General features: G+C 43.4%; 12 protein-coding genes. 8 read left to right on the top strand and 4 right to left on the bottom strand.

Features of this window, described 5'->3' with window-relative positions; translation table 11 throughout:
- Positions 1-21: 21 nt before the first annotated feature.
- From GSY63_RS08955 to infB, 4 genes are all read left to right on the top strand, one after another.
- The gene (locus GSY63_RS08955) at positions 22-441 is read left to right on the top strand and encodes a hypothetical protein (protein ID WP_166585448.1); all 420 of its coding nucleotides are present in this window, start codon (positions 22-24) and stop codon (positions 439-441) included.
- Between the two features lie 97 nt (positions 442-538).
- Complete coding sequence (gene rimP, locus GSY63_RS08960) at positions 539-1,006, top strand: ribosome assembly cofactor RimP (RefSeq protein WP_166585449.1); 468 nt, start codon at positions 539-541, stop codon at positions 1,004-1,006.
- Between the two features lies 1 nt (position 1,007).
- A complete protein-coding gene (nusA, locus tag GSY63_RS08965; RefSeq protein WP_166585450.1) occupies positions 1,008-2,249 on the top strand; it encodes a transcription termination factor NusA in 1,242 nt (413 codons plus the stop codon).
- 62 nt (positions 2,250-2,311) lie between these two features.
- Positions 2,312-5,368, top strand: a complete 3,057-nt coding sequence (gene infB / locus GSY63_RS08970) for a translation initiation factor IF-2 (protein ID WP_166585451.1) — start codon at positions 2,312-2,314, stop codon at positions 5,366-5,368.
- A 283-nt stretch (positions 5,369-5,651) separates the two neighbouring features.
- On the opposite strand, the gene GSY63_RS08975 is transcribed toward infB, so the two are convergent.
- Together GSY63_RS08975 and GSY63_RS08980 are read right to left on the bottom strand one after the other, a co-directional pair.
- Positions 5,652-7,397, bottom strand: a complete 1,746-nt coding sequence (locus GSY63_RS08975; RefSeq protein ID WP_166585452.1) for a S41 family peptidase — start codon at positions 7,395-7,397, stop codon at positions 5,652-5,654.
- Between the two features lie 54 nt (positions 7,398-7,451).
- The gene (locus GSY63_RS08980) at positions 7,452-7,667 is read right to left on the bottom strand and encodes a hypothetical protein (protein ID WP_166585453.1); all 216 of its coding nucleotides are present in this window, start codon (positions 7,665-7,667) and stop codon (positions 7,452-7,454) included.
- Between the two features lie 114 nt (positions 7,668-7,781).
- Here GSY63_RS08980 and GSY63_RS08985 point away from each other — a divergent pair, with 114 nt between their 5' ends.
- Together GSY63_RS08985 and GSY63_RS08990 are read left to right on the top strand one after the other, a co-directional pair.
- Complete coding sequence (locus tag GSY63_RS08985; protein WP_166585454.1) at positions 7,782-8,381, top strand: porin family protein; 600 nt, start codon at positions 7,782-7,784, stop codon at positions 8,379-8,381.
- Positions 8,382-8,535: 154 nt separating this feature from the next.
- Entirely contained in the window at positions 8,536-9,381 is an 846-nt protein-coding gene (locus GSY63_RS08990; protein WP_166585455.1) for a DUF2911 domain-containing protein, read from the top strand.
- Between the two features lie 110 nt (positions 9,382-9,491).
- Here GSY63_RS08990 and GSY63_RS08995 read toward each other — a convergent pair whose 3' ends face one another.
- Together GSY63_RS08995 and GSY63_RS09000 are read right to left on the bottom strand one after the other, a co-directional pair.
- Positions 9,492-9,674, bottom strand: coding sequence for a hypothetical protein (locus tag GSY63_RS08995; protein ID WP_166585456.1), 183 nt, complete (start codon positions 9,672-9,674; stop codon positions 9,492-9,494).
- Between the two features lie 80 nt (positions 9,675-9,754).
- A complete protein-coding gene (locus GSY63_RS09000) occupies positions 9,755-12,223 on the bottom strand; it encodes a PIG-L family deacetylase (protein WP_166585457.1) in 2,469 nt (822 codons plus the stop codon).
- A gap of 191 nt (positions 12,224-12,414) precedes the next feature.
- Between GSY63_RS09000 and GSY63_RS09005 the strand changes: the two genes are divergently transcribed.
- A complete protein-coding gene (locus GSY63_RS09005) occupies positions 12,415-13,065 on the top strand; it encodes a TetR/AcrR family transcriptional regulator (RefSeq protein WP_166585458.1) in 651 nt (216 codons plus the stop codon).
- Positions 13,046-14,401, top strand: a complete 1,356-nt coding sequence (locus tag GSY63_RS09010) for a TolC family protein (RefSeq protein ID WP_166585459.1) — start codon at positions 13,046-13,048, stop codon at positions 14,399-14,401. Before GSY63_RS09005 ends, GSY63_RS09010 begins: the two co-directional genes overlap by 20 nt.
- The last annotated feature ends 1 nt before the right edge of the window (position 14,402 follow it).

Below are 14,402 nucleotides of genomic sequence, written 5' to 3' on the forward strand. Positions count from 1 at the left end.
ATCTTGTAGCTGTTTCCAAATATGAAAAAAACTGTCTGGTTATTGTGTTTAATTTGTTGCGGATGTGTAAAAAAGGACAATCAGCAAGCATTTGGCGTGAAGGTGATGGGGGCTAACGCCATCGGCTTTAACAACGTCGATTATAATGCGCTGGCAAATTTGCAGCAGGATAGCCTTACTACAGCTCAGTGGCAGGCCATTCTGCCCGTTTATCGTATGCCGGCAGATTCGGATATGAAAGACTTTCAGCAGCCCCAGCCAGGCAGGTACCAGCTTAAAGATAGTACGCTTGTTTTTTTGGCAGACACCCCATTTCGGCAACATAGCCGATATTTTGCACGCTACTATCGCCTGCACGATGATAGCAATGTGTGGACTTTGCTTAAAGGTAAATGGAAACATAGCACCCCGCAGTACACAGAATGCACTTTTACACCTTAAACTACTTGAAAATCAAATAAAAGTTATTATATTTGCATTATCTGAAAAGAGGGGGCACATTGCCCCCTCTTTTTGGTTTTATCAGTTAAACGTTACGATGGCGAATATTGAGAAACGGGTTACCGAACTGGTGGAGGAAAAATTAGCCGAGCTACCCGAAGTTTTTTTAGTTGATGTGAAAATGCACGCCAATGGCAATTTAATCATATTGCTTGATGGTGATAAGGGAGCTGGCATTGATGCCTGCGCACAGGTTAGCCGTTATGTTGGCTTCCAACTGGAGGAAGAAAACGTGATAGATACCCCATATAATCTTGAGGTTTCGTCGCCGGGTATAGATACCCCTTTAAAGTTAAACCGCCAGTACGTAAAAAATATTGGTCGTAGCGTTGGGCTTAAACTGGCCGACGGGACTAAAAAAGAAGGTAAACTAACCGCTGTTGACGCTGATAAAATAACGATAACAGAACAAATAAAAATTAAAGGTAAAAAAGCTGAAGAAGCGGAAACAGTAATTCCGTTCGATCAGATAACAGAAACAAAGGTTTTAATATCATTTAAATAAGATGAGCACAACCAGTATTAATTTAATTGATTCTTTTCAGGAATTTAAAGATTTCAAGAACATTGACCGCCCTACCATGATGAGCGTTCTGGAAGATGTTTTCAGAAGCATGATCAGAAAGAAATACGGTACGGACGAAAACTGCGACGTTATTGTTAATACAGACAATGGTGACTTGGAGATTTGGCGCACCCGTGCAGTGGTTGAAGATGGTTTCTCAGAAGATGATGACCTGGAAATTGAAGAGGCAGAGGCCAAAACAATTGATGCCGACCTTGAAGTTGGTGATGAATATGTAGAGCAGATCACGTTAGAAAGTTTTGGCCGTCGTGCTATTTTAGCTGCGCGCCAAACGCTGGTTTCTAAAATTTTAGAACTGGAGAAAGACGAGATCTTCAAAAAATATAAAGACCGCGTAGGCGAGATTGTTACCGGTGAGGTTTACCAGGTTTGGAAAAAAGAAACTTTGGTGCTTGATGATGAAGGCAACGAGTTGTTATTGCCGAAATCTGAGCAGATCCCTGCCGATTATTTCAAAAAAGGCGACAACGTAAAAGCGGTTGTTAGCAAGGTGGATATGATGAACAGTAATCCTAAGATCATCATTAGCCGTACTGCACCAGAGTTTTTACAGCGTTTATTTGAATTGGAAGTACCGGAGATTTTTGATGGTTTGATCACCATTAAAAAGATTGTTCGCGAGCCGGGTGAAAGAGCTAAGGTTGCTGTTGAATCTTATGACGACCGTATAGACCCGGTTGGTGCCTGCGTAGGTATGAAAGGTTCGCGTATTCATGGTATCGTTCGTGAGTTGAAGAATGAGAACATAGACGTAATTAACTATACAAATAACCTGCAGCTATACATTCAGCGTGCGTTATCGCCTGCTAAAATCACTTCTATTAAATTAGATGATGAGAAAAAAACAGCCGCAGTTTATTTAAAACCGGATCAGGTATCATTGGCAATTGGCCGTGGTGGACACAATATTAAACTGGCAGGTAAATTGACAGGTTATGAAATTGATGTTTACCGCGAAGCAGATGAGCACGAAGAGGATGTGGATATCGAAGAGTTTTCAGACGAAATTGAGAGCTGGATACTAGACGAGTTTAAACGTATTGGTTTAGACACTGCAAAATCTGTATTGGCGCTTACTGTGGGTGAATTGGTTAAACGTACTGATCTTGAAGAAGAAACAGTGAAAGAGGTTTTATCTATTCTGAATGCCGAATTTGAATAAAATCGTTAAGCAGAATTAAAAATCGTATTTTTGCATAAATAGCACAGAGAAAGTTATAATAAATGTCAGAAGACAAATCGATAAAATTATTTAAAGCAGCTAAAGAACTGAACATTGGTATTGGTACCATCGTAGAGTTTTTGGGTTCAAAAGGCTTCAAAGTAGAGAAGCAGCCGAACTACAAACTCGACAGCGATATGTACACTACCCTGTTAAAGCAATTTGGCGCTGACAAAATCATCAAGGAAGAAGCCAAGCAAATCAATATCGGCAAAATACGCCGCGACGAGCCAGGCTTTGTCCCTGAAAAGCATGCGGAGCCGCAGACGCGTTCAAAAGACTTTGAACCAGAGGAAATACTGATCAAAAATGCCGGTAATTTCTCTCCTGCCCCATCTGCAGAAAAACCGAAGGTACAGCCAGAGCCGGCTGCCGACCGCACCGAGGGTTCTTTACCCGGTGTTAAGGTAATTGGTAAAATTGATCTTAACGATCTGAGCGGCAAAAATAGCCGCGCAGAAGTTAAGGAAGAGGCACCTGCGCAACCTGAGGTTAAAGCACAACCGGAATCAAAACCGGTTGAAGTGGCTGCCCCTGTGAAGGAAACGCCTGCGCCTGCTGCTGCCGCGCCGGCACCGGAAGTTAAACCAACGCCAGCACCAGCTGCTGTTGAACCTCCTGTTGCTAAGCCAGCACCGGCACCAGCTGCACCGGTAACACCACCGGCACCTGTTGCAGCCGCACCAACGCCTGAAGCTAAGCCAGCAGCTGCACCGACCGCACAAACACCTCCGCCTGCAGCACCAGCTGCTCCAGCAGCGCCAGCCGCAGCACCGGAAGATGAAGTAATAAGAGCTAAGGCCGACCGCCTTAGCGGACCAAATATTGTAGGCCGTATTACCTTACCGGTAAACCCACCTAAACGCAACAACGGGCCAGTAGCATCGTCGTCAAACACTAATGCTGCAGATCAGCGCCGTAAGCGTAAACGCAAGGATACGCCGCCGGGCCAAAACCCTCAACAGGGTCAGGGTAACCAGCAAGGTGGCCAGGGCGGACCTGGTAATAACCAGCAACGCGGCCCGCACCAGGGTGGCGGTAACCGTCCGGGTGGATTTAATAATCGCCCAGGTGGCAACAACCGTCCGGGTGGAGGCTTTAACCGTAATGCTGCACCAAGCACCGGCCCTAAAGAAGAACCTACAGAAAAAGAAATACAAGATCAGATCAAAGCAACGCTTGCCCGTTTAAGTGGTGCAGGTAAATCTGGTAAATTTGCGCAACGTGCTAAATTCCGTCGCCAGAAACGTGATGACGTTGCTGCCAACGCGGAAGAGGAAGCATTAGAACGCGAAGCACAATCAAAGGTATTGAAGGTAACCGAGTTTGTTACAGCAAACGAGTTAGCTTCGATGATGGATGTGGGTGTAACCCAGATCATCTCCACCTGTATGAGCTTAGGTATGTTCGTATCGATCAACCAAAGGCTTGATGCCGAAACTTTGACCATTGTGGCCGAAGAGTTTGGTTACCAGGTTGACTTTGTGAAACCGGAGGATGAAGAGTGGGATCTGGACGAACCAGATGCACCGGAAGATTTGATTCCGCGTTCGCCAATTGTGACCATCATGGGTCACGTTGACCACGGTAAAACATCATTGCTCGATTTTATTCGCAAAACCAACGTAATTGGCGGTGAAGCGGGTGGTATAACCCAGCACATTGGTGCTTACGAGGTAAAACTGCCAAACGATAAAGGCAAGATCACCTTCCTGGATACACCAGGTCACGAAGCGTTTACCGCTATGCGTGCCCGTGGTGCGCAGGTAACGGATATTGTTATTATTGTTATCGCTGCTGACGATAGCGTGATGCCGCAAACTAAAGAGGCTATTAACCACGCCCAGGCTGCGGGTGCACCTATTATCTTCGCATTCAACAAAATGGACAGACCGGGTGCTAACGCAGATAAAGTGCGTGAGCAATTATCGGCCATGAATATTTTGGTTGAAGAATGGGGTGGTAAATATCAAACCCAGGAGATATCTGCCAAAACCGGTTTAAATGTAGACCTGTTACTGGAAAAGGTATTGCTTGAAGCAGAATTGTTAGAACTTAAAGCTAACCCGAATAAACGTGCCGTAGGTACTGTTATTGAGGCAGCATTAGATAAAGGCCGTGGTATTGTAACTACTGTATTAGTACAGGCAGGTACATTACGCGTAGGAGATCCCATTTTAGCGGGTTGCTACAGCGGGCGTGTAAAAGCGTTATTTAATGAACGCGGCGCACGTATCGATGAGGTTGGCCCATCCGGACCGGTACAGGTTTTGGGTATGCAGGGCGCGCCTACTGCGGGTGATAAATTCAACGCGTTAGAAAGCGAAGTTGAAGCACGTGAAATTGCTAACAAACGTTTACAATTACAACGCGAGCAAGGCTTACGTACCCAGAAACACATCACGCTTGATGAGATCGGCCGTCGTTTGGCTATCGGTAACTTCAAGGAACTTAACATTATTGTTAAGGGTGACGTGGATGGTTCTATCGAAGCGTTATCAGATTCGTTATTGAAACAATCTACTGATCAGATCCAGGTTAACATTATCTCTAAAGGTGTTGGTCAGATCTCAGAATCTGATGTATTGTTGGCGTCTGCTTCAGATGCGATCATCATCGGCTTCCAGGTTCGTCCGTCAGCTGGTGCACGTAAACTGGCCGAGCAGGAGCAAATCGATATCAGGTTATACTCTATCATCTACGATGCGATCAACGAGATCAAGGCGGCGATGGAAGGTATGCTTGCCCCTACTTACGAAGAGAAGATCGTTGCTAACGTTGAGATCCGCGAAACCTTCAAGATCAGCAAGGTTGGTACCATTGCGGGTTGTATGGTGTTAGATGGTAAAATTAACCGTAACAGTAAGATCCGTATTATTCGCGACGGTGTGGTTATCTACACAGGCGAACTTGCTTCCCTGAAACGTTACAAAGACGACGTTAAAGAGGTTAACGCAGGTTACGAGTGTGGTTTAAACATCCAGAACTTTAACAACATTGAAGTGGGCGACATTGTAGAAGCTTACGAAAACGTAGAAGTTAAACGTAAACTGACCTAATCAGTTATACATGATAAAACTTAAAGGCTTTCCGGTTATCGGGAAGCCTTTTTTTGCGAACCCAGTATTTATAGGTTTCTAAATATTAATACCCGGCGTGTCATTTCGACGATAGGAGAAATCTTCTGCTGTTTAAGGGTATGCAATTGCCTTTTACTCGTAGACATGAGGTAGAAGATTTCTCCTATCGTCGAAATGACAAAATTTATAAGCTACGCAGGTAAAATAAACAAGAAAGGCGCTTTATTTACAAAGCGCCTTTCTTGTTTTGTTAAAAGAGATCTTATTGATCGCTATCGTCTATGCCTTTATCTTTATCGGTCTTTTTAAGCGCCATGGCGGCAAGCTGAGGTTTCCCGATAACCTTGTACTCTCCGGTGCCTTTTAATACGGCAGCAAGCTGATTTTTGTCTTGCATGGTTTTAACGGCCTGGGCAAGTTCTTTATCGTATTTAAAGTTCACCTCATAACGGCCTCTTTCGTTGTAATAGCGTGAGGCAATTTCGTTTTCCAGCACCTGCTCAATTTCTTCCTTGTGGATTTGCAGGTCGTTCTTTTTGCTGGCCATCAGCTTGTTCTTCAGAATGTCATACTCGCCTTGTATTTCGTTAAACTGTTTCTCTTTAGTGGCTTCTGTTTTTAACGAAGTAAGCAAACGCTCACTGTTGGTGTTATAGCTGTAATCTTTACCCGCCAAAAATTTCACGAAATCGTTATAATCGTCGTCGCTCATTTTGTATGATAAAGCATCACTTATTTTTGAATGGGTGTTGCGGTATTTAGTGGCGTAATCAAATATCATCAGCTTGCCTACCAGCGCTTGCGTAATGTTGGCAAAACGCTCCTGCTTGATCATAATATCCGGATAAACGCCGCTGCCATCATATACGGAACGGCCGTTCTTGGTTTTGTATTCGTGCAACGATGAGTCAGCCATTTTATTAACGCTACCATCATCCTTGCGGTGGGTATAATCTAAAGCTTGCACACAACGACCCGATGGAATAAAGTACTTGGCAATGGTGATCTTAACTAAGCTGTTGTAAGGCAAAGTGAATGTTTGTTGAACCAAACCTTTGCCATAGCTGCGCTGTCCGATAATCACGGCCCTGTCCAGATCTTGTAATGAACCTGCAACGATCTCCGATGCCGACGCCGAGCGGCTGTTTACCAATACTACTAAAGGCAAATTAGGTTCTAAAGGGGCGCTTACGGTGCGGTAGGTAAAATTTTTCTCTTTAATCTTTCCTTTTTGCGAAACGATCTCTACATCCTTCTGCACAAATAGGTTAACTATTTTCACCGCTTCCTGTAATATACCCCCACCGTTAGAGCGCAGATCAAGGATAATGCCTTGCGGATTATTCTTTTTAATGGAAACCAGCGCATTGGTTACCTCATCGGCCGAGTTTTCTAAAAACTTATCCAGTTTAATGTAACCCATATTTCCGCTAACCATGCCGTAATAGGTTACGTTAGGCTGTTTAATTTCATCGCGGATGAGGCTCTTTTCAACAGGGGCAGCATCGTCGCGTTTGGTTAAAAGCTTAACAGCAGCACCTTTGGTGCCTTTTAACAGTTGGCTTACCTGGTCGTTGGTTTTTCCGGTAAGGTCGATATCGTTAATCTTAAGTAGCTGGTCGCCGGGGCGGATATCGGCTTTTTGCGCAGGGAAACCGCTGAAAACGTCGGATATAAAAACCTTCTTATCGCGATTAAATATGCTAGCGCCAATGCCACCGTATTGTGTGCTTACATATTTAAGTTTATAATCTTCAATTTCAGATTCGGGCACAAACTCTGTGTAGGGGTCTAAGCCGTCTAACATGGCATCAACGCCGGTTTTAACCAGTTTGGCCGAATTGACATCATCTACATAATTGATGTTAACCTCTTTGTATACCGATGCAAAAACATCCAGATTTTTGGATATTTGAAACAGGTCTTCATTAAAGCTCCATACCAGCACAGCGAGCAGAAGTGTGGCGGTAGTAATACCAAGTTTTCGGTAAACGTTTTTCTGCGTCATTGCCTGAAAATTAAAAGATTATAAATGATTAACGATAAAGTTAATCACTAAATTTTACAGTCGGTTATTATCGATGTTAACTAACGCCTTTTTTAACGTGAATATTACATATTCTTTATCGCGATTAACCAGATCGGCCAGACGGCTAATCAATTGATCTTCTTCGCCGGCATTATATTGCAGCTGTTCGTCGGTAAGATGATTATATTTGCGCTTCAGTTTAATTTTAACTCTTTTCCAGTCGGTGTTAGAAATGCTTATAGCTGACATAGTTTTGTATTCTAAATTTCAAACAAAAATATAAAAATAGCGCTTGCTATCGTTCAAAGAGTTAATCATATTGCGCCTTTATTTAAAAACACCACCTAAAGCAAAATATCAACAATGAAAAAACATCTGCTAAGTATATTATTTATAACTGCTATTACTTTTACCTCGCACGCTCAATTTATATTAGGAATAAAAGGTGGCGTAAATACTTCTAAACTCAATACGAGTAATCTTAAGGAGTCGCCAATAACCGGATATCAAGCAGGTGTATTTATGCGTGCAGGCAACGGTCTCTTTTTTCAACCAGAGATTTATATCGGCAGCGGCGGCGGTAAATTTGACTTTCCTGAAGTCGGCAGCAGCAGCCCATCTGTAAACAGCGAACAGGGTAGTGTGCGTTTTACTAACCTTAGCATTCCGCTGCTGGTAGGTAAATCATTCGGTCCGCGAAATCTCAATTTCCGTATTATGGCTGGCCCGGTTTACACCGCAGTGTTGGATAAAGACAAAAACCTGTCCGACAATATAGATTTCATTTATCAGGATTTCACCAAATATAAAAACAACATCTTTGGGTACCAAGGCGGTATCGGAATTGATGTTGCAGCATTTACTCTTGATTTGAGATATGAAGGTGGCCTTACCAAGGTAAATAATGATTATGACCAACGCCAGAATATGTGGGCTCTGACGGTTGGCTTTAAGGTGCTTTAACCCCCCCCCCGACCCTCTAAGGGGGAGTGACAACATAAATAAAAAGGCTCTAATTATTGGGCCTTTTTATTTAGCAAAATTATCTCCTGCTCACCCTTTAGGGGGTTGGGGGGAATTTATATCTTCGTTTAAGCAATTATAAAACTTTACAAACATGAAAAAATTATACCTGATGCTGCTGGTGGCTGTATGCTGCTCGCTGCAAACCTATGCACAGGGGTTTAAAATGCCACAAGCTAGTTCGGCGCAAACGATTACTCAAGAGTTTGGGTTGGGTACGGTTACCGTCACCTACTCCCGTCCGGATGTTAAGGGCCGTAAAATATTTGGCGAAGGCACCCTACAGCCTTACGGCGAAGTATGGCGCACCGGTGCTAACTATGCAACCGTGATTAAATTTAGTGACGACGTAACCATAGAAGGTAATAAAGTACCCGCCGGCGAATATGGCCTGTTCAGCATTCCGGGTAAAAATGAATGGACCATTATCTTAAATAAAACTGCTAAACAATGGGGCGCATATCAATATAAACAGGCCGATGATGTTTTGCGTTTTACCGTGAAGCCAACGGCTGTTAAAGATCTGGTAGAAACCTTTACCATGCAGTTTACAAACGTTAAGCCTACCACCTGCGAACTTGGCTTTGCCTGGGAGCATACTGCCGTAACTATGCACCTAACAACGGATATTGACGCCCGTGTTATGGCAAGCATAGATGAAGCCATGAAAGGCGAAAAGAAGCCATATTTTGCTGCTGCACAATACTATTATGAGAACAACAAGGATTTAAGCAAAGCGCTAGGCTGGATGAATGAAGTGATGAAAACCGATCCGAAGGCTTATTATTATAATGTATGGAAGGCACGCATCCAGTTAAAAATGGGCGATAAAGCAGGCGCCATTGCTACTGCCACCCAAGGTGTGACCCTTGCCAAAGCCGACAAAAGCGACGAGTATGTACGTTTAAATGAAGCGGTAATTGCTCAGGCAAAAAGCTAACAGGCAAGAGAGCCGGGAATAAAAAAGGTATGCTGATACAGCATACCTTTTTTGTATTGTTTGATTGCGAGCAGCAATCGTGGATTTAAATTAAAGACGCAAAGCGCGAATTAGTCGTGGCTGCTTTTAGCAAGAGTTTTAAGGAACAAACCCGCAGTTAGTAAGCCTAAAATAGCGCCAACTAAAATGTAGATCACTCCTCTTTCAATAATAGCGCCTACAAACATGCCGCTTATCATGGCAACTACATAATAGATATAGTTGAAATTTTTTTCTTCTTCGTGTTGTGTCATAACTTTTAAAAGTAGTGTGGGCAAAAGTAGTGCATAAAAATTTCTGTAGCAATACGTTTGCGATATAAATAACGAGTTTTTTACTTTTTTGGGTTACTCAATAAGTTTATAAACAAACGATAAGCCCCCGGTACCCCTGCTGGCAACTCTCTAAAGAAAGCTAGCGAGGTATAAACAAACCTGCCTTTACCATAATCTGTTGTAATTAATGAGCCTTTGTTAGGTGCTTCGCCAGGGTCATTCATCAGTAGCGGTGCGCTGTATTTGGCATCTATATTAGTAGCAAAGTATAAGCCCCGCTCCTGTATCCAGCCATCAAAATCTTTTGAAGTGATCTTATTCGGGTAATTTAATAAGGGGCTAGATGGCTCGGCAAACGTAACCGCAGCGTTTTCGTCAGTTACACGCTGGTTAACTACACTGAAGGGATAGGGTCCCGGATTTACTAACACCCCAACGTTGTTATTGTATTGCACAACCAGATTTCCGCCATTTTTAACGTATTCCATTAACCGTGGTTGTTCAAAGGCCAAACGTTGGTTTACGTTGTAAGCTCGTACGCCGGTTACAATGGCATCGTATTTCGACAGATCGTCATTAACAATTTCATTTTCGGTTAATTGGTGCACCTCATATCCTATCTGCTGTAATGCATCAGGCACTAAATCGCCTGCGCCTGCAATATAACCTATCTTTTTACCCGCCGTTTTAAGGTCTATATTCACCAGCTTAGCCTGTGCCGGTGGAAATAACGTGATGGTTGGAATGTGTTCGTAGTGAATCTGCTCAAAGCCTAATGAGCTTTTTTCGCCATTGGCATTAACCACTGCTTCCAGTATACTGGTAATTGGCCCATCGGCAGGACTCACGGTAAATACCGCGGTCCATTCATCGCCTTTGTTTTTATCGCTAAACGCAATGCTTTGAGGACTAACCTTCCACCCGTTAACCGGTTTAAGGCTGATACTTCCGCTTGCTTTGGTAAAGGCTTTAAGTTTAACCTGTACGCTTTGCGGCTGCGTGGTGTTAAAAATATAATCCTTGCTTACAATGTTGGCCGTAACCACTGGTGCAACAATAATCGGCTGATAAATTTCGCCGCGTGCGGGGTCTACGTATTTATATTGTATCGGCACGTTATAGGTAATTGGTTTGCCTGCGATAGTAAATACCGCTTGCATAGCTGGCGGAATGTTTTGCGGCAAAGTTTTTTGCGCTTCATTACCTATCGAATCCAGGTAGCCTGTGTTATACATAGCCATGCCGTGTGGATATTTTAACCAGTAAGGTTGGGTAAGCTCGGTGGCTTTAATGTTTTGATTAACGGTTTTTAAAATGTTGGGCGCCAGGTTCTCGTGGCCATCTGCTTTGTCGGCATCTCCTTTGTAACTAACAGAAGTTAAAGTTACCGGCGCATCCGAACGAACGATCATCTGGGTGCTTACATCAACATTATCACCTTTAGCATAGGCCGGTGCATTGCAATAGCTCTCGAACCACAGCCCTGCACATTCGGCAATTAGATTTTTAAGCTGGGTGGCTTTTTGATTTCTCCAGTAAACATCTGATACTTTTTCGACCATACCCAATAACTTAACCAGTGGCGCAACTGAGTGCTGTGGATTGGCTGCATCGAAAGTTTTACTGATCACCGATAGGTTAGCTTCAATTTCGTTACCTCCAGGTACGCGTTTCCAGCCTGTGTTAATACCATCCATCAGATCAGTCTGCGGGGCATCACCCAAAATGGTTTTGAAGTATTCAAACGCCTGGCCTCTTTGACGAGCCGAACCAAAGCCTTGTGTTTTATGATTAGAACGGCTTTCGGCGGCTATTTCGCCGTAGCTTTTGCCGAGGTAAGGGTTATAGCCACCTACATCCAATTTAAGCTGGCTTGGGTCGGTGGTATTTACTGAGCCGAAATTAAAAGTGTTCCACAACAATCGTTTAACCTGCCATGGCTGTACATATTTTAACTGTTCCGGAAAACGTTTGGGATCGGCAGCAGCGGTAAATGCCTCCTGCGCCAAAATAGCAGATGATGTATGGTGGCCATGGCCGCCCTCTCCCGTTGTTGGGAAGCGGCAGATCATCACATCGGGTCTGAAATTACGGATCACCCAAACTACATCGCTCAATACTTTTTCCCGATCCCAGATCTTTAAGGTTTCATCAGGTCCTTTGGAAAACCCAAAGTCGTTAGCGCGGCTAAAAAACTGCTCGGCACCATCTGTGCGGCGGGCGGCTAATAATTCTTGCGTGCGGATAGCGCCCAGTAGTTCGGCTTGCTCCGTACCGATTAGGTTTTGGCCACCATCGCCGCGGGTGAGCGATAAGTAACCGGTGCGGTAATGGCGCTCCTGGGCGAGGTAAGCTAGTAGCCGTGTGTTCTCATCGTCGGGGTGTGCGGCAACATATAAAACACTGCCTAAAACATTTAATTTTTTAAGGTCTTGTTCAACATTGGCTATGCTAGATGCGGGTGCAGTTTGGGCAAAAACTTGTTGTAAGCTTAATAATAAAGTAAGAAGAGATATAAAACGTTTCATTATTATGTATCGAAGATATGGGGGCGCTAAATTTTATTGCCACAAAGAAAAACAAAATCTGTTGCTAATAGTATAAATTAAAGTTAATCAACCGATTAAAAATTATTGATAGCCAGCTAATACTTTACACATAACAGACAAATCCATTCTGAATTAATCAATCGTTTGATTAATTTTGTGCCGAATTAAAAATGGATAAAGAGAAGATAGATAAGAAAGACCATATTTTGGATGTAGCCGAAAGGGTATTTTCTGAAGTAGGGTTCGACGGAGCTTCGACGCGTATGATATCTGGCGAAGCTGGTGTAAATATGGCCATGCTTAATTACTACTTCGGCTCGAAAGAAGGGCTTTTCCTCGCAATTTTCGAACGCCGCATTGCCACATTTAAAACCCTGTTGGTTGATATTAACAGCGATGAGCATACAACCGCCTGGGAAAAAATAGAAAAGTACATCGAAATGTATGTTGAGCGGATCTTCAGCAATAACTGCTTCCAAAAAATGCTTTATCAAGAGTTGAGCATGGGCAAGCGGGGCGAGCTGACAGATAACATCAACAAAATTTTGATGATCAACGTAAGCGAATTTTTCAAGATCGTGCAATCGGGAATCGACAGCGGCGAATTTAGAAAAGATGTAGACGTGCAAATGGTAACGGCAACCATGTACGGGGTTAAAAATTATATTATGAATACGCCATATGTATCGTCGGTAATGTTTGGCTTTGATATAAAAGACGAAGAGGCCCTCAACAATATATTTAAACCCCGACTTAAAAATTTCCTTAAGGCATTATTAAAACCTTATTTAGTAATAGAACATGATCACACAAATAAATAAACTCATCAACCTTAAATTTAAAGCGTTAGGCCGGTATGGCTTGGCGCTGGCAGCATTTACCCTGCTAACTTTTACGGCTGCCTTTGCACAAGACAGAACCCTTACTTTAGATGAGGCCCTTAAACTAGGCCTTGCCAACAGTAAAACTTTAAAACTGTCGCAAGCTAAGATAGATCAGGCCGTGTCTGAATTGAAACAAGAAAAGGACAAGGCCCTGCCTACTGCAAGCTCAAGCTTGGCGTATACACGCGCTCAAATCCCTGCGCACACCCTTGCATTTGGCGAGAGCTCTTTTGCACTTCCTACTGGTGCTAACGCGTACATTGGTACCGTATCTGCCAACGAATTGATTTGGGGCGGCGGTAAATTACGCCTGGCACAGCAATCAACAGATTTGCTGGTAAAAGTTGCCAAACTTGATTCGGAAAAAGACAAGGACGAAATTGCTATTAGCATTATCAATGAATACTACAACCTGTACCGCATATTGCAAAGCAAAAAGGTGGTTGCACAAAACATTACTTCGGTAGATCAGCAGATCCACCAATCTCAACGCTTTTTTGAACAAGGTTTGGTAACCAAAAACGATGTACTGCGTTTCAAATTACAACGCTCAAACATCGAACTTAACGGTATCGATCTGGAATCGAACCGTAAGATAGTTAACTACAACCTTAACGTTTTATTAGGCTTGCCAGAAGATACCCAGATCAACATCGATCAGTTAAGCACGCCAACAATGGTTAATTCTCCGTTGCAAAACTACCTTGACACGGCGATGGTTAACCGTAAGGAGCTGCAAACGCTGGATATCCGCACGCAAGTTGCCGAAACCAATATCAAAAGTATCAGGGCAGACAGGTCGCCGAAATTATCGGCATCGGCTGCCGCTTACTACCTGGATGTTGCCGGAAACCCATTGCCTACCGATGGTAAATATATCACTCCGTTAACCGTAGGCTTATCTTTCTCATGGAACTTCGGTACCCTTTGGACTAATAAAAACAAAGAAGCAGGAGCACGTATCCAACGCGACCAGGTGGTGATTAACAAAAACATCACTATTGATAACGTGAAAGACGACGTTAACCGCAGCTACCAGAACTATGCTGCAGCAGTTAACAAGATCACGCTTTTACAGGTATCAATTGCACAGGCAACTGAGAACGACAAGTTACAGGAATCGAAATATCAAAACTCTACCGGTACAGTTACCGACCGTGTAGATGCGCAAGCATTGTTATACCAGGCAGAAATTAACCTGGAGCTTGCCAAAGCCGAAGCCGGCCTTGCATATTATAACTTAATTAAATCAACCGGAACACTTAACAAATAAT

It is taken from the genome of Mucilaginibacter agri, assembly GCF_009928685.1.
GTDB classification, from domain to species: Bacteria; Bacteroidota; Bacteroidia; order Sphingobacteriales; family Sphingobacteriaceae; genus Mucilaginibacter; species Mucilaginibacter agri.

Excerpts from the sequence above, each read along its gene's own strand:
- GSY63_RS08955 (WP_166585448.1), top strand. The coding sequence starts at position 22 with ATGAAAAAAACTGTCTGGTTATTGTGTTTAATTTGTTGCGGATGTGTA.
- rimP (WP_166585449.1), top strand. The coding sequence starts at position 539 with ATGGCGAATATTGAGAAACGGGTTACCGAACTGGTGGAGGAAAAATTA.
- nusA (WP_166585450.1), top strand. The coding sequence starts at position 1,008 with ATGAGCACAACCAGTATTAATTTAATTGATTCTTTTCAGGAATTTAAA.
- infB (WP_166585451.1), top strand. The coding sequence starts at position 2,312 with ATGTCAGAAGACAAATCGATAAAATTATTTAAAGCAGCTAAAGAACTG.
- GSY63_RS08975 (WP_166585452.1), bottom strand. The coding sequence starts at position 7,397 with ATGACGCAGAAAAACGTTTACCGAAAACTTGGTATTACTACCGCCACA.
- GSY63_RS08980 (WP_166585453.1), bottom strand. The coding sequence starts at position 7,667 with ATGTCAGCTATAAGCATTTCTAACACCGACTGGAAAAGAGTTAAAATT.
- GSY63_RS08985 (WP_166585454.1), top strand. The coding sequence starts at position 7,782 with ATGAAAAAACATCTGCTAAGTATATTATTTATAACTGCTATTACTTTT.
- GSY63_RS08990 (WP_166585455.1), top strand. The coding sequence starts at position 8,536 with ATGAAAAAATTATACCTGATGCTGCTGGTGGCTGTATGCTGCTCGCTG.
- GSY63_RS08995 (WP_166585456.1), bottom strand. The coding sequence starts at position 9,674 with ATGACACAACACGAAGAAGAAAAAAATTTCAACTATATCTATTATGTA.
- GSY63_RS09000 (WP_166585457.1), bottom strand. The coding sequence starts at position 12,223 with ATGAAACGTTTTATATCTCTTCTTACTTTATTATTAAGCTTACAACAA.
- GSY63_RS09005 (WP_166585458.1), top strand. The coding sequence starts at position 12,415 with ATGGATAAAGAGAAGATAGATAAGAAAGACCATATTTTGGATGTAGCC.
- GSY63_RS09010 (WP_166585459.1), top strand. The coding sequence starts at position 13,046 with ATGATCACACAAATAAATAAACTCATCAACCTTAAATTTAAAGCGTTA.